Annotated in this window: 17 protein-coding genes; 10 read left to right on the forward strand and 7 right to left on the reverse strand. The window is 70.1% G+C overall.

Translation table 11 applies throughout. The features are described 5' to 3' along the window. Positions 1-605: 605 nt before the first annotated feature. Complete coding sequence (locus tag AB0M39_RS25490; RefSeq protein WP_365368195.1) at positions 606-2,006, forward strand: CARDB domain-containing protein; 1,401 nt, start codon at positions 606-608, stop codon at positions 2,004-2,006. Between the two features lie 264 nt (positions 2,007-2,270). Further along, positions 2,271-3,383, forward strand: coding sequence for a ribosome small subunit-dependent GTPase A (gene rsgA / locus AB0M39_RS25495; RefSeq protein ID WP_365368197.1), 1,113 nt, complete (start codon positions 2,271-2,273; stop codon positions 3,381-3,383). Between the two features lie 814 nt (positions 3,384-4,197). Here rsgA and AB0M39_RS25500 read toward each other — a convergent pair. The 3 genes from AB0M39_RS25500 to AB0M39_RS25510 form a co-directional block, all read right to left on the reverse strand. Next, positions 4,198-4,566, reverse strand: a complete 369-nt coding sequence (locus tag AB0M39_RS25500) for a PPOX class F420-dependent oxidoreductase (protein ID WP_365368199.1) — start codon at positions 4,564-4,566, stop codon at positions 4,198-4,200. A 73-nt stretch (positions 4,567-4,639) separates the two neighbouring features. Then, positions 4,640-5,122: a DUF456 domain-containing protein gene (locus tag AB0M39_RS25505; RefSeq protein ID WP_365368201.1), complete on the reverse strand. Its 483-nt coding sequence runs from the start codon at positions 5,120-5,122 to the stop codon at positions 4,640-4,642. Positions 5,123-5,145: 23 nt separating this feature from the next. Continuing rightward, a complete protein-coding gene (locus tag AB0M39_RS25510; protein WP_365368203.1) occupies positions 5,146-6,138 on the reverse strand; it encodes a helix-turn-helix domain-containing protein in 993 nt (330 codons plus the stop codon). A 337-nt stretch (positions 6,139-6,475) separates the two neighbouring features. Here AB0M39_RS25510 and AB0M39_RS25515 point away from each other — a divergent pair, with 337 nt between their 5' ends. From AB0M39_RS25515 to AB0M39_RS25525, 3 genes are all read left to right on the forward strand, one after another. Further along, on the forward strand, positions 6,476-8,044 hold the full coding sequence (locus AB0M39_RS25515; RefSeq protein ID WP_365368205.1) for a protein phosphatase 2C domain-containing protein: 1,569 nt from the start codon (positions 6,476-6,478) through the stop codon (positions 8,042-8,044). A 27-nt stretch (positions 8,045-8,071) separates the two neighbouring features. Further along, entirely contained in the window at positions 8,072-9,814 is a 1,743-nt protein-coding gene (locus tag AB0M39_RS25520) for a pyruvate dehydrogenase (RefSeq protein ID WP_365368207.1), read from the forward strand. Positions 9,815-10,166: 352 nt separating this feature from the next. Next, entirely contained in the window at positions 10,167-10,556 is a 390-nt protein-coding gene (locus tag AB0M39_RS25525; RefSeq protein ID WP_365368209.1) for an ATP-binding protein, read from the forward strand. Positions 10,557-10,587: 31 nt separating this feature from the next. On the opposite strand, the gene AB0M39_RS25530 is transcribed toward AB0M39_RS25525, so the two are convergent. Both AB0M39_RS25530 and AB0M39_RS25535 read right to left on the reverse strand, forming a co-directional pair. Then, entirely contained in the window at positions 10,588-11,733 is a 1,146-nt protein-coding gene (locus AB0M39_RS25530; RefSeq protein ID WP_365368211.1) for a DUF2637 domain-containing protein, read from the reverse strand. A 324-nt stretch (positions 11,734-12,057) separates the two neighbouring features. Next, a complete protein-coding gene (locus tag AB0M39_RS25535) occupies positions 12,058-12,903 on the reverse strand; it encodes a (2Fe-2S)-binding protein (RefSeq protein WP_365368212.1) in 846 nt (281 codons plus the stop codon). 150 nt (positions 12,904-13,053) lie between these two features. Between AB0M39_RS25535 and AB0M39_RS25540 the strand changes: the two genes are divergently transcribed. Both AB0M39_RS25540 and AB0M39_RS25545 read left to right on the forward strand, forming a co-directional pair. Then, positions 13,054-13,929, forward strand: coding sequence for a GntR family transcriptional regulator (locus AB0M39_RS25540; RefSeq protein ID WP_365368213.1), 876 nt, complete (start codon positions 13,054-13,056; stop codon positions 13,927-13,929). Positions 13,930-14,256: 327 nt separating this feature from the next. Further along, on the forward strand, positions 14,257-15,492 hold the full coding sequence (locus AB0M39_RS25545; RefSeq protein WP_365368228.1) for an acyltransferase: 1,236 nt from the start codon (positions 14,257-14,259) through the stop codon (positions 15,490-15,492). 101 nt (positions 15,493-15,593) lie between these two features. On the opposite strand, the gene AB0M39_RS25550 is transcribed toward AB0M39_RS25545, so the two are convergent. Then, a complete protein-coding gene (locus tag AB0M39_RS25550) occupies positions 15,594-17,231 on the reverse strand; it encodes a trypsin-like serine protease (protein WP_365368214.1) in 1,638 nt (545 codons plus the stop codon). 527 nt (positions 17,232-17,758) lie between these two features. Between AB0M39_RS25550 and AB0M39_RS25555 the strand changes: the two genes are divergently transcribed. Further along, positions 17,759-18,241: a hypothetical protein gene (locus tag AB0M39_RS25555; RefSeq protein WP_365368215.1), complete on the forward strand. Its 483-nt coding sequence runs from the start codon at positions 17,759-17,761 to the stop codon at positions 18,239-18,241. Positions 18,242-18,281: 40 nt separating this feature from the next. Here the strand turns inward: AB0M39_RS25555 and AB0M39_RS25560 are convergent, their stop codons facing one another. Then, positions 18,282-18,818 (reverse strand): hypothetical protein, encoded by a 537-nt coding sequence (locus tag AB0M39_RS25560; protein ID WP_365368216.1) that lies wholly within the window; start codon positions 18,816-18,818, stop codon positions 18,282-18,284. A gap of 334 nt (positions 18,819-19,152) precedes the next feature. Here AB0M39_RS25560 and AB0M39_RS25565 point away from each other — a divergent pair, with 334 nt between their 5' ends. Together AB0M39_RS25565 and AB0M39_RS25570 are read left to right on the forward strand one after the other, a co-directional pair. Then, positions 19,153-22,794, forward strand: a complete 3,642-nt coding sequence (locus AB0M39_RS25565; RefSeq protein WP_365368217.1) for an ALF repeat-containing protein — start codon at positions 19,153-19,155, stop codon at positions 22,792-22,794. Beyond that, a complete protein-coding gene (locus AB0M39_RS25570; RefSeq protein ID WP_365368218.1) occupies positions 22,791-23,162 on the forward strand; it encodes a hypothetical protein in 372 nt (123 codons plus the stop codon). The genes AB0M39_RS25565 and AB0M39_RS25570 overlap by 4 nt, the downstream gene beginning before the upstream one ends. The last annotated feature ends 229 nt before the right edge of the window (positions 23,163-23,391 follow it).

A 23,391-nucleotide genomic window follows, 5' to 3' on the forward strand; every position in this document is an offset into this window, starting at 1 on the left:
CCGGCGCCAGCACGGCGCTGCGTAGGGCGGTCAGGCTGTTCTGGCGGATGCTGATCCGGCGCATGGCTGGCGAGAGCTTCACTGGAGGATGTGTCGAGGAGCTTGCGGATTCTGGTGCCTACGGTGTCGAGCTCTCGTGCGACGTCCTCGGTCGGGGCGTGCTGGTGACGAGCTGCCCTTACTCACCCGGTTCACCCTGGCCCCTCGCCCGCGATCGACCGCGAATTGCTCCGACTGCGGGCACGCCGCTCCCCGTTGGGCAGCAGCGTGTCGTCCGAAGCGTCAACTTCCCCGGCCGCCGATTCACCCTCTGCGGCGGCGAGGGCGGCAAGCGCACGTGAGCTTCAGGCCATGACAGGGGTGGAGGGAAGAGCGATGTGAGGCGAGTGGGACGGGAGCGTCCCTGCAGCGGCGGACGGGCCGGGGGATAGACCGAGATCCGCAGCGCAAACTCGTCGCGCGGGGTTGGCTAACGGACACCAGATGTCGCTTTACGTAACAAGTCGAATGCGTTGAGCTACTGGTCGTTCTGTCCCGCTACGGCCCGTGAGGGTACGTGCCGAACGGCGGTGCACTGCAAGAGCATCGACTTGAGGGGAAGACCTATGTCCACACCTTCTGCTCCACTGCGCGTCGCCCTGGCCAACGGCAGTTTCGAAGAGCCCGTGGTGACCGGAGTGGAGATTCTGCCGGACGCCTCGCAGACACAGGCCGCCAAGCGTGTCCCGGGCTGGCTGACCACTGCTACCGATCACCGGATCGAATTGTGGCGGTCGGGCTTCAACGGGGTACCGGCAGCCCACGGCGCCCAGTTCGCCGAACTCAACGCGAATCAGGTCTCCACGCTCTACCAGGATCTGCCGACCACTCCCGGCGCGAAGCTGTACTGGCGGCTGTACCACCGTGGCCGCCAGGGGGACGACACCATGGCGCTGGACATCGGAGCGCCCGACTCCCCGGTGGAACAGCGCCGATTCACCGACGGTACGACCGCCTGGGGCTACTACACGGGCACGTACACCGTTCCGACCGGCCAGGTGCTGACGCGCTTCGCATTCCGCTCCATCTCGGCCGCCGGTGGCAATCAGGGCATCGGGAACTTCCTGGACGGCATCTTCTTCGGCACCGCCCCCTACGTGGAACTCACCAAGACCGCCGTTCCCGCCGGGCCGCTGGAGGTCGGGGACACCGTCACCTACCGGGTCACCGCCAAGAACGCGGGCGGGGGTGCGGCCGAGGACCTCGTCCTCACCGACGTCATCCCGCAGGGGACGACATACCTGCCCGGGTCCCTGCGCGTCGTGGACGGCCCGAACGCCGGGCCCAAGAGCGACGCGCAGGGCGACGACCAGGCGTACTACGACGCCGGGGACGACAAGGTCGTCTTCCACCTCGGCAACGGCGCCTCGGGAGTCTCGGGCGGCAGCCTGCCCAACACGGAGACCCTGCCGGCAGGGTCCACCGTGGAGTACCGGGTCGTCATCTCCCGGGAGAGCGGCGGCAGGGAGATCAGCAACACGGCGACAGCCTCCTACGAGAACCGGCTCGGCGACACACCGGAGCCACTGACGTCCACCTCCAACGAGCAGATCACCCAGGTCAATCCCGCCGCTGACCTGACCGTGACGAAGGCGGCCGACGCCACCACGGTCACCGTCGGCCAGACGGTCACCTACCGCGTCACGGTCCGCAACACCGGCCCGAACCCGGCCACCGGCGTCTCCGTCACCGACCTGCTCCCCGAAGGTCTCAGCTTCCTGTCCGCCGACGGAACCCAGGGCCACTACGACCCGACGACCGGTCACTGGGCCGTGGGCGCCCTGGCCGACGGCGCCACCGCCACTCTTGTGGTACGGGCCAAGGCCACCAGGCCCGGCCGGGTCACGAACACCGCCACGGTCACCGGCCAGGAGAAGGATCCCGACATCACGAACAACACCGACACCGTCACGATCTGTGTGGAACCGGCCCCATTCTGCTGCGACCCGTGCTCCACCGGCACCTGAGGTCCCGAATTTAATCGGTGGTGCCGTGCCGTGGGCGGGGCTATGGTTCTGCTTGTTCCACGGCGCGGCTGTGTGTCGTTGCCGAGGGCGTGGTGTTGGTTCGTTGAGAAGAAGCAGGAGGTGAGGACGTTGATGACTGTCATGGTGACGGGCGCTGCCCGCATTCAGGAGTTCATCGTTTCCACCCCTGTGGTCTCCGGCTGACACCCACTCGACTTCCGCGCGCAGAGCGCGCCGCCGGGGCCACCCTTCGAAGGGTTCCCCTTGTTCAACGCTTCGCTCAACACGTCTTCCACTTCTGATGCTCAGCACGTCCTCGCCGCCTACGGCTGGGACGCAGGCTGGGAAGCGGAGTTCGCTCCGTATGCCGCGCAGGGGCTGCTCCCCGGCCGGGTCGTCCGCGTCGACCGCGGCCAGTGCGACGTCGTCACGCCGGACGGGCTGGTCCGCGCGGACACCGCGTTCGTCACCCCGCACGACCCGCTGCGGGTCGTGTGCACCGGCGACTGGGCGGCGGTGGACCCGGACGGCGATCCGCAGTTCGTACGGATGTGTCTGCCGCGCCGTACCGCTTTCGTGCGCTCCACCTCCTCGACCCGCTCCGAGGGGCAGATCCTCGCGGCGAACGTCGACCACGCGATCATCGCGGTCTCGCTCGCGGACGAGCTGGACCTCGGCCGGATCGAGCGCTTCCTCGCCCTGGCGTGGGAGAGCGGCGCGCAGCCGCTGGTCGTGCTGACCAAGGCGGACCTGGTGCCCGACGCGACGGCGCTCTCGTACCTCGTCGAGGACGTCGAGACGACGGCGCCCGGAGTTCAGGTGCTGCCGGTCAGCTCGGCGCTGGGCGAGGGCGTCGACGTGCTCTCTGCCGTCGTCGGCGGGGGTACGAGCGTGCTGCTCGGCGTCTCCGGCGCGGGCAAGTCGACGCTGGCGAACGCGCTGCTGGGCGAGGACGTGATGGACGTTCAGTCCACTCGCGACGTCGACGGCAAGGGCCGCCACACCACCACGACCCGCAACCTCCTCGTCCTCCCGACGGGCGGCGTCCTGATCGACACGCCGGGTCTGCGGGGAGTGGGCCTGTGGGACGCGGAGACGGGCGTGAGCCAGGTCTTCTCGGAGATCGAGGAGCTCGCCCAGCAGTGCCGCTTCCACGACTGCGCCCACGAGATGGAGCCGGGCTGCGCGGTCCTGGCAGCCATCGACGCCGGCGCCCTGCCCGAGCGCAGGCTCGACAGCTACCGCAAGCTCGTACGCGAGAACCAGCGCATCGTGGCGAAGACGGACGCACGGGTCCGCCAGGAGATCCGACGCGACTGGAAGCGCAAGGCAGCGGTGGGCAAGGCGGCGATGCGGGCGAAGAGGGGCGGGGTCTGAGGGGGGACTCTGGGCTGGTGCCCGGACGCGTCTCTGACCTGCGGTCCGGGCCGGGCTCCGGGGTGGGCGTGGTTCTGACGTGGAGTCTGGGCCGGGCTCCGGCCTGGGTGTGGGCCGGGCTCTGACGTGGAGTCGGGGTCCGGCTCAGCCTGCGTTCCGGGCGGGTCTCCGAGGTGGAGTCTGGGCGGGGCTCCGGGGTGGGCGTGGGCGTGGCTCTGACGTGGAGTCGGGGTCTGGCTCAGCCTGCGTTCCGGGCGGGTCTCCGAGGTGGAGTCTGGGCCGGGTACTGGTCTGGGTCCGGCGCTGACCTGCGGTCGTCCGGGCGCGCCCGGATCTGGAGTCTGGGTCTGGGCCGGGCTCCCGCTCGGGCGTGGGCCCGGCTCTGACGTGGGGTCCGTACGGGGACTCCGGCCGGAAGTCTTGGCCGGGCACTGACCTGCGGTCCGGACCCTGCGGCTCCCATCTGGACTCCGGGCTTCGATCCGGAGCCAGGGTCTGGCTCCGGCCTGCGGCCTGGCACGGCTCCACCCCTGGAGTCTGCACGGGCTCCGCCCTGGAGTCTGGGCCGGGCCCTGGCGTGGAGTCCGGCCGAGGCCTAGACCCTCAGTCCGGGCCGGGCTCTGACCGGCAACCCGGGCGCGGACTGGACTCCGGAGTCCAGGTCAGGCTCCGGCCCGGGCCTGGCGTCCGGGCTGGGGCTCCCGAGCCTCGGTCCGGGCCCCACCTGGGCTTCCCGGGACGCCGTACGCCCGCAGGCGCGGACTCGATCGCTCACAGCCAGCCGCACAGCCGCACCGCAAACCGTCCGCGCCGCCTACTCCTCCAGCCCCCAGCTGTGGATCTTCTTCGGATGAATCCGGATCAGCTCCTCGCTGAAGTGCGGCCCCAGATCGTGGCGCCCCGTCAGCAGCTCCGCCTCCCCTCGGATGTCCACCCCCCGCACCTTCCATGGGTGGACGCTCACGATGTCGTCGACCACCAGCGCCACCTTCGGGTTCGCCTGGAGGTTGCGCCACTTCTTCGTCGTGCCCAGGGCGTAGCCGCCGACCAGGATCGTTCCGTCCTCCTGGGGGAAGAAGCCGACGGGGTTCGCCTGTGGCTGGCCTTTGGGGTCGACCGTCGCCAGGCGGCCCAGGCGCTGGGTCGTGAGGTACGCCCGCTCCGCATCGCTGAATTCCGTCATGCCTGCCAGCCTCACACGCGCGCCCCTCGCGCCGCATCGGAAACATGTCCTAGGACCCCCGACTGATCGCGGGTCAGCCCCAGATAACCGCGCCCAGCCACGCCCCCACCACCAGCAGACACGCGAACAGCTCCACCAGCACGCTCGTCCCCACCGCCCGCATCACGTTCTTCGTCGAGGCCGCCGCCGGACCGTGCCCGCCCAGGCGCCGCCGTTCGGAGCCGTAGACGCCCCCGATGAACCCGGGGACCGCGCCCACCACCGGGATGAGGACGAACCCGACGAGCGCCCCCGCCCCCGCCCACGCGATCATCCGCCGGGTGATCCCCACCCCGCGGATCCGGCGCGGCGGCAGCAGCCACACCACCACCTGGTCCACCAGCAGCAACGCGGTCGCGCCCACCAGCAGCACCCAGGCAAGCCCCGACTGCTCGTGCAGCGCCCACCAGAGCATCGCGGCCCACACCAGCCACCGCCCCGGCACGCCGGGAACCAGCACCCCGAAGAGGCCCAGCAGCATCACCAGGCCCACCAGCAGGAGCTGCCACACACCCATCTGCCCAGCGTGCAGGACCGCGATCACTCCCGCAGGTCGCGCGCCACCCAGCCCTTCGCGTACGCGTGCCAGCCCAGCTGCAGCCGCGTCGTCACTCCCGTGAGCTCCATCAGCCCCTTCACCCGGCGCTGCACGGTCCGCAGCCCCAGGTCCAGCTGCTTGGCCGCGCTCGCGTCCGTCATCCCCGCCAGCAGCAGCGAGAGGATCTCCAGATCCAGGGCGTCCGGCCCGGTCGCCGCCTCCTCGAAGCAGGCCCCGCCGCCGCTCAGCCGCACGGGCAGCGCCTCCCGCCACACCGCCTCGAACAGGCCCGTCAACGACTCCAGCAGCCCGCTCGCATGGACCACCAGCGCCGCCGGCTCCGCCCCGCGCCCCGTCAGCGGCACCATCGCCAGCGTACGGTCGGCGACGACGAGCTTCGTGGGGACGCGGTCCACGACCCGGACCTGCTCGTCGCGGCTGAGCGCGGCGCGCAGCTCGGCGGTCCCGCCGGGCCGCGCCAGCACCTCGCGCTCCAGCACCACGCGGTACGCCACCCCGCGCGTCGCCGCCTTCTCCTCGGCCTCGTCGTCCGTGCCGGACATGAGGACCGGCCTGCCGGTCACCAGAGCGCAGACCTCGAACGCCGCGCCCAGCTGGAGCTGGAGGAAACGGTGCGCCACCGCGCTCGCCCCGGTCACCACCTCCACCAGGTCGTGCACCGCGGGCTCCGCGGCCTCCGCCCGGTACTCCTGCGCCAGCAGCGCCGCGGCCAGCTCCGCCTGCTCCAGCTCGTGCCGCTGCTGCGTCAGCAGCGCGCCCAGCGCCACGCCCGGGGGCGCCGCCACCCACCGTCCGGTGCGGGCCGAGGACTGCGCGGCGAGCCCCTGCTGCTCCAGCCGCCGCAGCGCGCGCTCCGTCTCGGTCTCCGGGAGGGCGAGCCGGTGCGCGAGATCGGCGACCTGCGCCGCCCCGAGCGCGACGAGCGCGCGGTACGCAGACTCCTGTCTCTCGTCGAGACCTATCGCACCCAGCACCTGACCCACCCCTCGCGACGTGCACCTTCGGCCACCGTGGCGGAAATCGGCCACGGCGTGTTTCCGCCGCGTACATCATCCCCGCACGCCCCGCCCCGCTGCCAATGCGGCGTCACCGCGGTGGCCGGGCGACCGTCCCGAAGGCCGTGCTGACGGACGCTCATAGAGGCTCCGTCTTCCCGCTCGCAGTCCGCGCATTCGCCGTGCGCCGACTGTGAAACGGTCCGTCGGGCGGCCTTCCCGTGGGGGGTTGGGCCGCCCGGCGGACCTCTTGCCGCATATATATCTTTTGGCTTGCCCCGTTTTCTTCCCGCCCCCGCGGTGGACAATAAAGGGCATGAGTCAGCAGGGGGAGAGGCCCGCCGCCGAGGACGAGTGGTGGAGCCGGCTGTACGACGAGAACGCCGCAGACACGGGTCCGGCGTGGACGACAGGCGACACGCTGGACGACCGCTTCGACTCGGCGTCGGACACGGTGGCCCCCCGCCCCTGGTGGGAGTCCCCGCTGTCACCGCCGCAGCCGGAGGCCGAGACTCCGCCGCCGCGCGGGCGCCACGCAGCCAAGCCGCAGGCGCCACCTCAGGCGCCTCCTCCCGAGGCCAATGCCCATGCCAAGGCCAATCCCCAGGCCGAGCCCGCCGAGCCGGCGCCCCCTCCGCCCCCGCCTCCAACGCACCACGCGCCTCCCGCACAACCCACGGCGCCCGTCGCACCGCCCGCACCCCCCACGCCCGCCGCCGCTCCCACGCCACCGGGATCTCCCGCACCGCCCGCCTCACCCGCACCCCCCACGCCCGCCTCTCCCGCTCCTCCCGTCCCGGCCGCACCCCCCGCCCCGCCCCGGCACGAAGCCCCCGTACCAACACAGGCCCCGCCCGCCGACGAGCCCGCGCCGCCCGCGCCTCCCACGCCCGCCTCTCCCGCCCCCGCCAGGCCCCAGATCGCCTTCGTAGGCGGCGGCCCGCCCACCTACGACTCCGAGCCCACCGCCCTGCCCGCCGCCCAGCCGCAGGACCTCGGCGAACTCGTCGCCGACACCGTGCTCGACGGGGCCCGCTACGGGACGTACACCCTGCGCGCCGCCTCCATCCGGGGAGACTCCCCGCGCTACCGCGGCGAGCCCCGCCGCGACGCCCTGCTCACCGCCCGCTTCGGGAGCGGCGACGCCGCGCTCGTCCTCGTCGCCGTCGCCAGCGGCGCCCGCGCCGCCGACGCCGCCCATCTTGCCGCCGCCGACGCCTGCCGGTGGATCGCCGGGGCCGTCGGACGCAGCCACGCCAGGCTCGCCGAGGACATAAGGGCCGGCCGCCGCGGCGACCTGAAATCCGGCCTCCACCGCCTGACCGACCGCAGCTTCGGCAAGCTCCGTGCCCGCGCCGCCGAGCTGGGCGTGGCCCCCGAGGAGTACACCGCGGGCCTGCGCTGCCTGCTGCTCTCCGCCGACCCCGGCTGCCGCACCCGCGTCTTCTTCGGCGTCGGCCCCGGCGGCCTCTTCCGCCTCCGCGACGGCGTCTGGCAGGACATCGAGCCCCAGGTCTCCGCAGCCGCCGGCGCGCCCGTCGTCGGCTACGGCTCCCCGCCCTCGGAGACCCCCGACGGCGACCGGCTCACCATGGACCTCGGGATCCCCACGCCCCCGGCCCCCTATATCGAGGCCCCGCCCCCGCCGCCCGCCGAGCCGTTCCGGTTCCGCGCTTCCGTCGCCCGTCCGGGCGACGCCCTCCTGCTGTGCAGCAACGGACTCGCCGAGCCGCTGCGCTCGGAGCCCGAGCTCGCCGACGAGCTGGCCGCCCGCTGGGCCCCGCCCCAGGAGCCCCCGGGCCTCGCGGCGTACCTCGCCGACGCCCAGTTGAGGGTGAAGGGCTACGCCGACGACCGTACGGCCGTCGCCGTCTGGGAGGCGTGACTGCTCCCCTCATGGGTTGATGGACCCATGGCCAGACAGAACGTGGCAGAACAATTCGTCGACATTCTCGTCCGCGCCGGCGTCCAGCGGCTGTACGGCGTCGTCGGCGACAGCCTCAACCCCGTCGTGGACGCGATCCGCCGCAACCCCGCCGTCGACTGGATCCAGGTCAGACACGAGGAGACCGCCGCGTTCGCCGCCGGCGCCGAAGCGCAGATCACCGGGAAGCTCGCCGCCTGCGCCGGCTCCTGCGGCCCCGGCAACCTCCACCTCGTCAACGGCCTCTACGACGCCCACCGCTCCATGGCGCCCGTCCTCGCGCTCGCCTCCCACATCCCCTCCTCCGAGATCGGCCTCGGCTACTTCCAGGAGACCCACCCCGACCAGCTGTTCCGCGAGTGCAGCCATTACTGCGAGCTGATCTCCAACCCGAACCAGATGCCCCGCCTGCTCCAGACCGCCATCCAGCACGCGATCGGCCGCAGCGGCGTCAGCGTCGTCGCGCTCCCCGGCGACATCGCGTCCCACGCCGCCCCCGAGAAGTCCATCGAGCACGCCCTGGTCACCGCACGCCCCTCGGTGCGCCCCGGCGACGCCGAGATCGACAAGCTGGTGCGGATGATCGACGAGGCGGACCGGGTCACGCTCTTCTGCGGCAGCGGCACCGCCGGCGCGCACGCCCAGGTCATGGAGTTCGCCGAGAAGATCAAGTCCCCGGTCGGGCACGCGCTGCGCGGCAAGGAGTGGATCCAGTACGACAATCCGTACGACGTCGGCATGAGCGGACTGCTCGGCTACGGCGCGGCCTACGAGGCCACCCACGAGTGCGATCTGCTGATCCTGCTCGGCACGGACTTCCCGTACAGCGCCTTCCTCCCCGACGACGTCAAGATCGCCCAGGTCGACGTCCGGCCCGAGCACCTCGGCCGCCGCTCCAAGCTGGACCTGGCCGTGTGGGGCGATGTACGCGAGACGCTGAGCTGTCTGATCCCGCGTGTGCGCGCCAAGACCGACCGCCGCTTCCTCGACAAGATGCTCAAGAAGCACGCGGACGCACTGGAGGGCGTGGTCAAGGCGTACACCCGCAAGGTGGAGAAGCACCGGCCGATCCACCCGGAGTACGTCGCCTCCGTCCTGGACGAACTCGCCGACGACGACGCCGTGTTCACCGTCGACACCGGCATGTGCAATGTGTGGGCGGCCCGCTATCTCACCCCCAACGGCCGCCGCCGGATCATCGGCTCGTTCAGCCACGGCTCGATGGCGAACGCCCTCCCGCAGGCGATCGGCGCGCAGTTCGTCGACCGCAGCCGCCAGGTCGTCTCGATGTCGGGCGACGGCGGGTTCGCCATGTTGATGGGCGACTTCCTCACCCTCGTCCAGTACGACCTGCCGGTGAAGATCGTGCTCTTCAACAACTCCTCGCTGGGGATGGTGGAGCTGGAGATGCTGGTGGCCGGCCTGCCGTCGTACGGAACGCAGAACCGCAACCCCGACTTCGCGGCGATCGCCCAGGCGGCGGGCGCGTTCGGCGTACGGGTGGAGAAGCCCAGGCAGCTCGCGGGCGCGCTCAAGGCCGCCTTCAAGCACAAGGGGCCAGCCCTCGTCGACGTGGTCACCGACCCGAACGCGCTCTCCATCCCGCCGAAGATCAAGGCCGAGATGGTCACCGGCTTCGCGCTCTCCGCCAGCAAGATCGTGCTGGACGGGGGAGTGGGCCGGATGCTCCAGATGGCCCGCTCCAACTTGCGGCATATGCCAAGGCCCTGACCGGGCAAACCGGGCGAGGACCCGCTCCCCCCGGCACCCTCCTTTCGAGGCGGCCCTCCACCCACGTGCGGTCGTCGGGCGGCGCGCATCGTGCAGCGCGCGTCCTCTCGACGACTGTCGTTGGTTGACACACCGACAGGAGTGGTGCTCCCCACGCGGGGGCATGCATCCCGTGAACGTGTTCGAGCGAAGGGGTTCGCTTCGACGAGGGGGGCGTTTCGACGTGCGAGTGGGGACGATGACGGGACGGCAGACAGGGGCCGGGCCGGCCGCGGGCGGCCACGGCTGTGAAGCTGAGAGCGGTGATCGTGAGAGCCGTGGTGCTGAGGGCCGTGATCCGGAGGCGGAGGACGTGTCGCAGCGGCGGGTGATCCGCCGATTAGGGTGCGCGGATCTCAGCGCCGTCCCGGCGGTCCGGCGAGAGCTGCGGAGCCTGCTGGGCCAGTGGGGGGATCCGGACGTCGTGGCGGTGGCGGAGCTGCTCGCCAGCGAGCTGACGACGAATGCGCTGATCCACACCGATCACGGAGCGGTGGTCACGGCCACGGTCACGGCCGGCGCGCTCCGGGTGGAGGTGCGCGACTTCATGGCGGGACTTCCCGTGCCGGACGTGCCGACCGCCGACCTCGGCACGAACGGCCGGGGGCTGATCCTGGTGCAGAGCCTCGCGGACGCGTGGGGCGTGCACACCCACGGCGTGGGCAAGGTGGTCTGGTTCGAGCTGTGCGAAGGGCCGGTCTGACCCTGGCAGACCGGCCCTCGTCCCTGCGGCGTCACCCGAACTGCTGCTCGAGGTCCTTGAGCTTCCGCTCCAGGGAGTCCAGACGCGGCAGCGTCTGCGTGTCGTCTTCCGCGGTGAGGTCCACCGTGCGGGTCTCAGGCGCCCAGGTCTCAGATGCGCGGGTCTCGCCCGGGCGGGCGTCGGTCGTGCGGGCGTCGGTCGTGCGGCTGTCGGCGCCGCCGGACGCCTTCACCGCCTGAAGGGAGGGCCGGGTACGGAGCGACGAGAGTCCCGGCTCGGCTATGACAGGCTCCGGCGCTGACCCGACGGGTCCGGCGGACTGCGGGGAGCCCGTCGACGAGCTGAGGGCGGGAAGCTCCGCGCGGCGCCCGCCGTGGCCGCGGCCCCAGGCCCGGTGCTGACGGTTGAGCGCCCTGAGCTGCGCGCGCTCCAACTTCTCCCGGTCGCGCCTGCGCAGGCGGTTCTGCTCCTTCTCCCGGCGGTCCTCGCGTACCTCGTCGACGGCCTCGTCCAGGGTGCGCACACCCTCCAGCAGCATCAGCGACCAGGCGCCGAACGTCTCGCGGGGCGCTCGCAGCCACCGTACGATCCGGATCTGCGGCAGCGGCCGGGGCACCAGGCCCTGCTCGCGCAGCGCGGCCCTGCGGGTCTGCTTCAGCGCCCGGTCGAACAGGACGGCGGCGGAGAGGGACATGCCCGCGAAGAAGTGGGGAGCGCCGTCGTGGCCCAGGCCCCGGGGCGCGTGCACCCAGTTGAACCAGGCGGCGGCGCCGGCGAACAGCCAGACCAGGAGGCGGGAGCCGAGGGCGGCGTCACCGTGGCTGGCCTCGCGCACGGCGAGGACGGAGCAGAACATCGCGGCGCCGTCGAGCCCGAAGGGGACGAGGTACTCCCAGCCCCCGGAGAGGCTCAGATTCTGCCGGCCGAAGCCGACCAGACCGTGGAACGAGAGAGCGGCGGCGACCGCGGCACAGCAGAAGAGAAGCATGTAGGAGGCGGTGCCGTAGACCGCTTCCTTGCGTCTGCGGCGCTCCTCGCCGCGCTCCCAGGAGTCGTCCTTCGCGGCCTTGGCCCCGGCGCGCTTGCCGCGGGCGAGAACCGCCACCGCCGCCAGGACTCCCACGAGCAGCACGCCGCCCGGAAGCAGCCAGTCGAGCGATATGTCGGTCAGTCTCATGTGCGGTGTCCCTTGCATCGCGGTAGGGCGTTCGGCCGCCATAGTGGCCGAAGTCCCAGCCGCCCCAGAGGGTTTCCGGGCAAGAGAACGCCAACGGGGTCGCGTGGCATACAGATAGGTGTGATCTAGTCGAACCGCCGTATGAGCAAAGGGAGTTGAGTTCGATTTATGCCACTCGGAAGGGTGGCATGGAATCAAGGACCTGGGAGCAGGGCGTATCAGCCTCCGCGGCCCCCGCAGCCCCCGCAGCGCCCTCGGTCTGCTCAGTCTGCTCAGTCGTCGGGAGATCCGCCGGCCGTCCGAGGGGAGAGGGCGAGGAAGGCGTCAGGGGCCCGTGCGCAGCCGTTCGACGCGGTCGGCGTCGCAGGTGCGCGGGCAGGTGACGCAGGTGTCCTCCGGCCGCAGCGTGTAGAAGAGGCAGCAGCTTGCCCGGTCCCGGGTCGGCAGCGGCTCGCCGTCCGGACCCGTCAGCTCGCGGAAGCCCGCGGTGCCGACGTACGGCTTGGTCGATCCGGGCAGCAGCCGCTCCAGCTCCGTCACCGCCCGCTGCTCCTCGCCGAGCAGATGGGCGACGTACCAGAGACCCTCGACGATCTCGTCCGTCGCCATGCCCCACAGCGCGCGCTTCCCGCGCCGCATCCGGGGGCCGAAGCCGTCCAGGACGGGCTCGAGGTGCTCGGCGACGGCCGCGCGCACCTCGCCGCGCAGCGCCTCCTCGTCCGGTACGACACGGGCCCCGGGCAGCTGGGCCGCGGGGTCGTCGGGGAGGCAGGAGAAATCTCTCACCCGTACGGTCATCGTGCCGAGCGCGCGCTGGAAGGCCACGTCCTGGACCGGCGCCCGCGGCACCCGCCGGAGCAGGAACCAGGGGACCGTGATCAGCAGACAGGCCGGCCAGGCATAGCGGTGCAGCCCGAAGCTGGCGATCACATCGGGGCGGGCCTGCTGGCCGTAGTCGCGCAGCACCTGGGCGTTGTCCCAGGCCAGGAAGGCGTCGAGGGCGGGACCGCCGCCCGCGAGGTCGCTCGCGCCCACCCAGCCGCCGCCGGAGGGGGCCTGCTCGCCGTCCGCGAGCTCCCTTATGCGCAGCCCGGAGAAGACCTCGGTCAGGCGCGTGTAGGCGGCCGTGACCGGCGAGGCCACGTCGGGGAGCATCGCGGGAACAGTCATGGAGGGGACCGCCGAATCACGATCGTTAGCAGGTTAGCCTTACCTTACCCGATGCGATCCGTATTTGAACTCGCGTCCCGTCCGCCTATCGTGCATACCGGCGCCCCCGCACGCGAGCCGGGGCCGCAGTCCGGCGGGAGGAGGACCCGAGTGGAGCAGGCCCGAGCGCGCGACGCCGCCGCCTCGCAGCCCGCCGCGTCCTCGCCGATCCCCGGACAGGGCTGCCCGCGCGACCGCACGCATGCGGAATCCCCGCGTCCCGACGGCCCGAACCCCGCCCGTCCCCGCATACCGGAGCAGGCGCGGGGCGCACGGGGCGAGCACACGCACAGCGAGCCCCCCGCCCCCCTCACCGAGCCCCCGCCGACCCCGGCGCCTCACTCCGAGCCCCTCGCGCCCCGTACCGTCCAGCGGCACTCGGTCCGCGGCCAGATCCTCGCGGCCCTGCGCACCGCCCTGGTCGTCGGCGAGCTGGTCCCCGGCGAGGTCTACTCCGCCCCCGCGCTCGGCCTGCGCTTCGGCGTCTCGGCGACCCCTGTGCGCGAGGCGATGCAGCAGCTCGCGATCGAGGGCGCGGTCGAGGTGGTGCCCAACCGCGGCTTCCGCGTCGCCGTCCGCAGCCCCCTCGAACTGGCCGAGCTCGCCGAGGTGCGCGCCCTGATCGAGGTCCCCGTCATGCTGCGCCTCGCCCGCACGGTCCCCGCGGCCCACTGGGCCGCGCTGCGCCCACTCGCCGACGCGACGTCCGCGGCCGCGGCGACCGGCGACCGCGCGACCTACGCCGAGACGGACCGCGCCTTCCACCGCGCGGTGCTCTCCCTCGCGGGCAACCAGCAGCTGGTGACGGTGGCCGACGACCTGCACCGCCGCTCCCAGTGGCCCCTCACCAGCGCCCCGGTGACCCGCAGGGCCGACCTGATCGCGGACGCGGCGGAGCACACGGCGCTCCTGGAGGCCCTCATCGCCCAGGACCTGACGACGGTCCAGTCCCTGGTGCGGGAGCACTTCACGGGCGCGGGGGGCTGAGGGGCGAGGGTTCGTGCCGGTGCCGGGTGGGATGCAGTGCAGGCTGCATGCCCGTGCCTGTCCCGCCGGTGTCGGCGGCGCGGTCTGAGCCGACGCCGAGAAGTCCTAGGGCAGCCGCCCAGGTGTCCTCGCGTACTGCTGCTCCCTCTGAAGGCGGTTACCCGCACGTAGCGATCGAGGAACTACAGCGAGGCCGATCTCCAACTGTCCTGTCAGTGACGTACCTTACGATCTTTGACATGCCTGTGAGCGATAGGGAGACTTGCGCCCGAGTTCGTCATTGGGGGCACCATTTCTTCGCACATACGCGGCGGTCCGACCAACCGCCTGCGCTGGTCTCACGGTTCAGTTGCTGAACGCTTCTCCGGCAGGGACAACAGCCTCGGTTTCATCCGGCTGTCCCTCGCGACGGCGGTCGTGGTCTCCCACGCCAGCATCCTGGGCTTCGGCGACACCGAGTTCGGCCACTACTTCAGCCATGGACAGACCGACCTGGGAAAGCTGTCCGTATACGGATTCTTCGTCCTCTCCGGCATCCTCGTCACCCGCAGCGGGAAGCGGCTCCCGATCGGGCGCTTTCTGTGGCACCGCGCGCTGAGACTGCTGCCGGGCCTGTGGGTCTGCCTCGCCGTGACCGCCTTCCTCGTCGCGCCCTTCCTCTACTGGCGGCAGCAGGGAACGCTCTACGGCTTCTTCGGCCACGCGTCCGGCCCGCTGGACTACCTGCGCTCCAACTGGTTCGTCTCGGTCCAACAACGAGACATCTCCGGGGTGATCGCCACTGCCCGCGAGTCCGGCCTCGCCACCAGCAAATTCTTCAACGGCGCGCTCTGGTCGCTCCGCTACGAGGTGCTCTGCTACTTCGGCGTGGCGCTCCTCGCACTGACGGGCGCACTGGCCCGGGCCCGCCGCATGGTTCTGCTGATCACGGCCGTGCTGGGCTGGCTCGTCGTCAGGGAGGCGATGGGCCACCCGTTCTGGAGCGGGACCCCGGACGCCTCCTACTACAAGAACATCACGCTGATCCCCGCGATGGGCCCGGTCGACCCGGACGTGATCGTCTACCTCGGCTTCGCCTTCGCCCTGGGCACGCTGATCGAGCTCTACCGCGAGCGGATCCCCGTCAGCGACGTGCTGGGCGTGCTCAGCGCCCTCGCGCTGCTCGGCAGCCTGCGCTTCGGCTACCTCTACACGGTCGGCCTGCCGGCCTTCGCCTACCTCCTGCTGTGGCTCGCGATCCGGCTGCCGAAGCCCTTCCGCCGCATCGGCGCGCGCCACGACTACTCGTACGGCATCTACATCTACGGCTTCGTCGTCGAGCAGTCCCTCGTCGCCCTCGGCCTCGCACGCTGGGGATTCTGGCCCTACCTCGCCATGGCACTGGCCGGCACCCTGCTGGCCGCGGTCCTCTCCTGGCATCTGGTGGAGCGCCCGGCGATGAAGCTCAAGGACCTGGGCCGCACCCGCCCAGGACCAGGCGTCCAGGCAGCGGCCGCACCGGAGTCCGAGATGGCCCTCACTGGAGCGGGCGCGGGCCCAGTCCCGAGCGGCGGGGGTCGCTGAGGGCGCTGAGCGCCTCTGGACGTGGAGCGGGGCCCGTACGGCGAACTACACGCCGTACGGGCCCCGCTCCGTCTCCGGTCAACCGGCAGCTCGTCTGTCGTCTAGCTGAGGCTGCCGGTGAGGGCGACGAGGGAGGGGGTTCCGGGGATGCCGGGTCGGTCGTCGGTGGGCTCCCACTTGCCGTTTGCGTGGCGCACGGTGTGCAGGATCTGGCCGTCGGCGGTGACGAACGCGACCTGGAACTCGTCTGCGACCGCGGCTGCGTCCAGGCTGATCAGCGGCTCGTCCAGGCCCAGCACCTTGTGCAGGTCGCCGAAGGCGGTCCAGCTGCCGTTGGCGGCCCGGGTGGCGTGCTTGATCTCTCCGGTGGGATTGGTGAGAACGATCTGGAGGTCGCCGCCGACGCCGGCGAAGGCCATGCCCTTGATCTCGTTCAGCCCGGTCGGCAGCGAGCTGATGCGGCCCCACTTGCTCCAGGTGCCGTCCTCGTAGCGGATCGCGTGGTACGCCTTCTTGTCGGCGACGACGCCGACGTGGGTGTCGCCGCCGGAGGTCTGCGAGATGGTCAACTGGGTGGCGTTGCCGAGCACGCCGAGCTTCGCCGTGACGTCGCCCCACTTGGACCACTTCTCGTCGGGGCCCTGGATGGCGTGGTAGACACGGCCGTCTGCCAGTCCGATCAGCCCCAGGCTCTTGCCCATGGAGGTCACCGCGACGGTCTTGAGCCCCGGCTTGTGCCCGAGCTCGTCAGAGATGTCTCGGAAGCCCGCCCAGCCGCCGGTGGGACGGCGGTTGGCCTCGTACAGGCGTCCGTTGCCGCCGACGGCGAAGACGTAGTTCTTGCCGTAGTTGGCGGCGTTCGCCACGAACGCGAGGTCTTCGATGGTCCCGGCGACCTTCTGCACATCGCCGAAGCCCGACCAGTCGCCGTTGCTGTCACGGATCGCGTGGTGCAGACCCGTGTCGGTCTTGGTCAGCATCTGCGTCTTCCAGGTGCTGAGGGTGGCAGCCGTGGTCTGTCGGATCCACGTGCCGAGGTCGTCGACGCGGACGGCGCTGGCGCCGGTGCGGGTCTCCTCGGAGCCCAGGCACCCTCCGTGGGTGGACTTGCTGACGACGGCGGCCAGCTCCAGGCGTCCGCCTGTCTCCCGGAACACGGGCGATCCGGCGTCGCCCTTGCACACGGGGCTTCCGTCGACGAGCACCTCGGTGTCCCGCACCTGGCCGGCGGTGAAGGAGGCGGCGTGAGCGGTGTTCGGCACCCAGACGCTCTTGGTGCGGCCGAAGCCCACACCCTTCAGCTTCTCGTCCGCGACCGGCGCCGTGGACGCCGGCCGCAGCGGCCTGATGCCGTGGACGGGCGCGGACAGCTTCGCCAGTACCAGGTCACGGTCCTGACGGGGCGCCAGCTCGACGATCTGCCGCTCCTCGCCCGCGGTGGTGGTGAGGTCGGTGCGGCCGACGACGACGGTGGACTTGCGCTTGGGGGCGCCGGCGGCCAGTGCCTCGCCGGGGTTCTCGGCGAAGCAGCTCGAGGCCGTCATGACCCACTGATTGTTGATGAGCGTGCCGGTGCACGCCCGCACCCCGCCGACATCGATTTTGGCGGCGAACCGGTACTCGGCCGCTGCGGCGGCGTCGCCGTCCATGGCCTGTGCCAAGGGGGAGTTGAGAGCGCCTGCGGCCACGATCACGGCCATCAGACCGGCCCACGCGGAACGTGAGCGTATTCCTTGCATATCCATTCCTTGAAGTTCTGTGCTGAGCACTGCTGGCCAGCAGGGTTCAGCGGACGGGGTGCCCACGCCATGCGCCATTGGGGCAGGGACGTCGAGAGGGCGGCTGCTCCCGGCGGGCTGTGCAGGCGTCCCCCAGGCGGGGGCACGGCGGCCGGGGCATCGCGGGCGACGGGGCAGTTGTCTCGATCGGGGGCGAGGTCAGCCAATGGCACGGATCTTGAGGAGAACGGACCGGGTGCCGCCGGGGCCCCTTCTCCGGCGGATTTGAAGCGCCCTTGGGCAGGTCCACGGTGGTGGTCTCGCCGTTGGCGGTCAGGTTGGCGCTGATGGGATGCTCTGCTGCCAGGTAGAAGACCCTAGGAAGTTCCAGAGTGAGATAGCCCGTGGAGGCGGTGGCCTGGAAGCAGTATTCCCCGCGCCGGCTGGCCTTCGTGTCCTCGACGGTCATCACCTTGATCAGGCTTGCTGTCTAGTCGCATTCGGCCAGCAGAACGAACAAGGCGATGGGCCTGCACAACCTCCCTTCCATGTCCTGGGAGATCAATCGTGGCTGGATGTTGAGCGCGAACCTCGTATCCGACCTCGACGCCTGGGTCCGGCTGCTGGCTCTGCACGACATCGATGACCTCGCAGTCCGACACCATGTGCTTCCGCCTCGACCACCTGCCCGCCCGCCTCACCACCCACGCCCGCGGCCAATGGCTGCGGATCGATGCCACCTGGCCCTGGGCCACGGCGTTCACCACCTGCTGGCAGCGACTTACCAACCTCTCGGCCATCACCTGGCGGCCGGGCACAGCCCCGACGAAGAGCAGGATGGGGGCGGCCAGCAGCACATCGGGCTCGTGGTGCCCGGCACTCCCGGAGCGTCACGCCACGGCCCGCCTCAACAGCACGAGCAAACCGCCGAGCCGATCAGCGACCGAACCCCGTTGCAGAATCGAGGACCGTCGCAATTTCAGCCGGGGAAAGAGTCGATGTCGACCCGTTTGAGGGCCGCTGTTTCGTGACTCCCCCCGATACCGCTCCAGACGGATTCCTTACCGGACTTCAGGCGCCGGTTCGGATTTCCACGAGAGTGTGCTCTCGCTTCTGTGGGTCGGCGGTGATGCCCACCGGCGTCCACTGGCCCTTAGCCACGTCGAAGGAGATATCGGTGGTTGTTCCCGGAACATTCATGTCGACCGAAACCTTACGGTCGATTCCCTTGACGCCGTAAACGCTGGGGAGCTCCAGGGTCAGATAGCCAGAGGAGCCCGTGACCGCGAAGCAGAAACGACTTCCGTCATCCTGACTGCTCCACACCTCCAGAAGCCCTTCCTTGGAATCACACTCGACAAGGACGATGTTCCCGCTACCCTTCTTGAGCTTGATTTTCTTGGTCTTGAGTATCCCTTCGGCCCCCGGGTAGCCGAAGTCCTCCACTGCGTATGAAATCTCGGCGGACGCGGCCGCAGGAGCATCCGACGGAGCGCCGACCGCAGTGGCCACACCTGCGGCCGTGGTCGAGACAGCGAGCACACCGACAGCGGACAAGATTGTGACGCGCTTCACGAAGAAGCCCCCCTCGAAACTGGCAACAGGCACAAGCAGCGAATGGTCGAAATCTGACTGTAGGGAACAGCGGTTTCGGTGCACTTTCCCCCAGTGCTAAACAGAGTTGGTCAAGGTTCACTCTGTATTCCCCCGCTTGCCGAGTGTCATCCTCGGCCAGTGAGGCGACTTTACACCGCTCCTACTGTGCGTCAAACCTCGGGGGTGGATACACTCCGGCTCGCGGCGCAGCACAATGCCGCCGGTTTGCCGATGCATGGGGGTATCGGGAACCGAAACAAGCGGAGTTGACAATTCAGTGACCATGTCACAACGAAACGGAATTCGACGGTCCGGTGGGGGAGTCAGGCGCACGGCCCGTCTTCTTATGGTGGGTTCTCTGGCGTTCGCCCTGATAGCCTCTTCCGACGCTCTGGGGGCGTCAGTCGCCTTCGCCGCGGATGAGCCCGCCGATGCCCATCTCACCGACCGGGGCCGGGTCGTCGAAGCCTGGCGTGCAGGCGGGGAGAGCACGCGCGCCGCAGCCGAGCAGGCTCTCGCAGGGTCGGACCAACAGATCGCCGCATTCCTCGATGACGGTCTGCGCCGCGCGGCCGAGGAGGACGACCGCCTCCGCGCGCTGCGCATGGTCAGCCACAGCGGACCCGGAGTCCGTAAGGGGATCAGCGAGGTCCTGAACTCGCCCGAGCAGCTCTCCAGCTACCTGAAGTCGGGATGGCAGAAGCCGTATCAGGACGACCTCCGGCAGGACGTGCTCGAGGCTCTGCACGCGGGTGGCAGCACGGTCAACTCGGCCGGCAACAAGGCTCTGACCACCGGCACCACCCAGGCGCTCCAGCTGTTTCTGACCAAGGGTCAGTACAAGGCCCGGGCGAACGACGACCGCCTCGAACTGTTCACGCTGATGAACGTGGGCGGCCCGACGCTGAAGAAGGCCGCGCAGGAAGCTCTGACCGGCGGCCCGGCCGAGATCCGGGAGTTTCTGGAATCGGGCCAGCATGTGGCCAGAGCCCGCGACCAGGAAACCATGACGGTCGCCCAGCTTGCCGAGGTGGCTCGTAAAGCGGGTGTGGTGGCCAAAGCGCAGACCGATGCGGCCTCCAAGGCCTCGGCTCAGGCGGTTGCCGCCTCCCAGATCGCCAAAGCGGAGGCGGCTCGAGCTGCCGACGAGATGGCTGATGCGAAGAACGACTCGGTAAAGGCAGCCAACGCCGCAAGGCGAGCCGCCCGCGCTGCCGAGGGAGCGGCGAATGCTGCCCGTACCGCCATCAGTGCTGCCAGCACTGCCACTTCGGCCGCTCGGACCGCAGCTTCTGCTGCCTCGGCCGCCGCAGCCGCCGCGGCCGCCGCAGGTGAGGCAGCGGCTCGCGCCTTCAATCTGGCTACGGCCACACTCAAGGACGCCGGCCGAGCCGAGGCCGCCCGCAAGTCCGCCGAGCAGGCCCGTGACGCGGCTGCCGGGGCACGAACTGCCGCGAAAGCGGCGCTCGCCTCGATGAACGCCGTCAAGGAGGCGGTCAAGGCTGCCCAGGCTGCCGCGGCAGCCGGAGAGAACGCAGCCGCAAGCGCAGGCGCGGCCGCACAGGCAGGAGCCCATGCCGGTGTCGCGGAGGTGGAAGCTCGTCGAGCCGCCGCCGCAGCCGCCAAGGCCCGCCGGGCTGCTGCTACCGCGACCAGCGCCGCGAACACCGCAGAGCGGCTGGCCGGGCAGGCCGCCCAGGCCGCGCAGCAGGCGCACGCCGCCGCCAACAGTGCCGCCGACCACGCAGAGGCTGCCCACAAGGCAGCCATGGAGGCTGTGAGCCAGGCCGGCAAGGCAGTCAACTTCGCGAACAAGTCCACGGCCCACGCCGATGCGGCGCTGAAGGCAGCGAAGACCGCCAAGGACGCCGTAGACCAGGCGCGCACCGTGGAGGCAACCGCGCGCGCTGCGGAGAACGCGAATCTGGAGAACGAGACCGCTGAGGCGATCCTGGACGCCGAGGAGGTGAAGAAGCAGGAGGAGCAGGCCAACGCGACCTTCGCCAAGGACCAGGCTGAAGCTACCCGTCTCGACACTGAGACCCGGCAACTGCTCGCCGACGCCCGCAAGCAGGAGACCGCGTCCGCCGACGTCACTGCCAAGGGACGTACGGCCGCAGTACGGCTGCTGACCACCGGCGGTCCATGGACCCGTAAGGCCGCTGAGACCGCGCTGTCGGGCACCGATGAGGATGTACGGGCCTGGCTCGACGTCACCCAGGCCATCGCCGCCGAGCAGGACGACCGCGCCCGCGTGGCGCACCTGTCCGACACGGGCACAGCGTCCGTGAAACGGTCTGCCGACGCCGCTCTGGCAGGCTCTCACACCGATGTGGTGCGCTTCCTCGAGCGCGGACAGCACGATGTGCAGATCGACGAATACCGCGTCAGGGTGCTGGAACTGTCCCACTCCGGCGACTCCGGCGTGAAGAAGGCGGCGAGCGCCGCCATCGACGCGGGCACCGCCGATGCTCTGCTGGAGTTCATACGAACCGGCCACGCCAAGGCCCAGCGGGATGACGACCGGGTCGAAACCCTGCGCATCATGAACAGCGGCGGCCCGGAAACCAAGGCGGCGGCGCAGATCGCCATGGCCGGACCGTCGTGGATGGCCCGCGAATTCGTCACCGTCGCCCAGCACAAGGCGGCAAAGCTGGACTACGAGGCCGCAACCCACGAGGCATCGGTCAAGAAGATGATCGCCGAGGCCGCACGGGTCGCCGCCCAGGCGGGCACGGACGGCGCGAAGGCCGCCGAGGTGGCCGCTCGCGCCCGCGACGCGGCGGCTGACGCGACCAAGTACGCCAAGGACGCCCTGAAGTCGGCCAGCGAAGCCGACGGCTTCGCCGATGACGCGAAGGCGTCCGCGAAGAAGGCCGACACCTCGGCGCAGCAAGCTGCCGAATCCGCCCGTCTGGCCAAGGGTGCCGCGGCCAGCGCGAACCAGTCAGCCGCCCAGGCCACTGCCTCCGAGCAGTCCGCCGCCCAGTCAGCGGCGCAGGCCAGCACGTACGCCTCGATGGCCGCCGATTCAGCCGAGACCGCCCGCCAGGCCGCGTTCAAGGCGAACCAGGACGCGCGGGCAGCGGCCAAAGCCGCCCTGGATGCCCTGAGCATCGTGGCGCGCAAGCAGCGTGAAGAGGACGAGGTCCGGCGCGCAAAGGCCGACATGGCCGTTCCCGGCAAGTCCGGCGAAGGAGAGGTCGATGGCCTCCAGGAGTACGAGAACGGCGTCACGCTGTTCTGGTTCGACGGTGGCTGCTACCTCAACGGCATGCCCATGCCGTCGAGCATGACCCTTGGGGCCTGCAAGAAGGTAGCTGCGGATTTCGACGACTGGATAGGCGACTGGGAGGGCCAGATCCGGTGGGACAGCCTGATGGAATATCCCGATCCCGCGAAGTCACTGCTGGCGTCCTACTGCGGATACGACGACGACCGGCCCTTCGTCAGTGACAAGAAGGCCGATGTCTGCGGCCCCGACCTGATGAAGGAGCTGGAGTCGGAGTCGGTCTACCCGGCGGTGTACTATCGCGAGTCGGGTGCCGGGAAGGCCATCGGCAAGTTCTTCAAGGAACTCGGCAAAAAGGTCGGCATCAGAGCCAAGCCGCGTCTGAACGGACCGGCCTTTGGTCGGACGCAGTTCGAGCTCTACAAGCAGACCCTCCGCGAGGAGATGGCCAAGCCGCATGTTGTGGACGAAGCACTCAAGAAATGCGTGGACAAGCTGTATCGCGTCGATGCGAAAATTGGTAGTGGCAGCACGGCAGCTGCTGTGAGGTACGAGGCCATCACTGGGAAGACGGTAAATGGTGCCCTCCACTCCGTAAAGGCCAAGAGTGAGATATCATTCCTTTACACGTGGCTGAAGAATAACCCGACGGCTCGACTGGGCGACCGTGCTGCGGCGGAGAACATGATCAAGGACATGGAGCAAGCCCTCAAGTTCGCGGCCGATCTGGCGAAGAAGCAGAAGGGATCGAAATGACGGACCCGCAGTGGTGGCGAGAGATGCTGAATGTAGACGCATCTCTCGCGGACAGAGTGGACGACGAATATCCGCTGACATCAAAGCTTGGTTCTTTCGGCCTCGAATTTTCAGACCTCTGCGGAAATCTTGCCGAGCAACAGCGTGGAAGAATTCTGGAAATCGTGGAGAGGGTGCTGGCGTCAGGGGATGAGGAGGAGCGGGCCGCTGTGGCAACCGGATTTCTTGAAGCCCTCCTCCATAGGTGGGATGATGGCTTTGACCTGGAGTCCATCTGGCCTTTGATAGGACCGCTCTCCCGGAAATATTGCCTGGCCTGGAATGCTTTCGGTGGCGTCGAATCACCTGCCTGGATGCGCCCGGCGTAGCGCTCGTCCGCTCTTGATGAAGCCCCCGCATCGTGTGCCTTGCCGGCCAGGGTGCGGGGGTCTTTGCGTGCGGGCTCCCGTAGCCTCTGAGGGATTCGGCATGAAGTGGCCTCCGCCCTCGCATCGTCCCGAGGTGCCGGGCTTCCGCCGCCGGCCCCCAAGCCCCGGACCATCGGAACAGTGCTTTCAAGCCCGCTCGGTCGGGCCGGAACCGCCAGGCCCAGGACGC

Source organism: Streptomyces sp. NPDC051907 (assembly GCF_040681075.1).
In the GTDB taxonomy this organism is placed as follows: Bacteria; Actinomycetota; Actinomycetes; order Streptomycetales; family Streptomycetaceae; genus Streptomyces.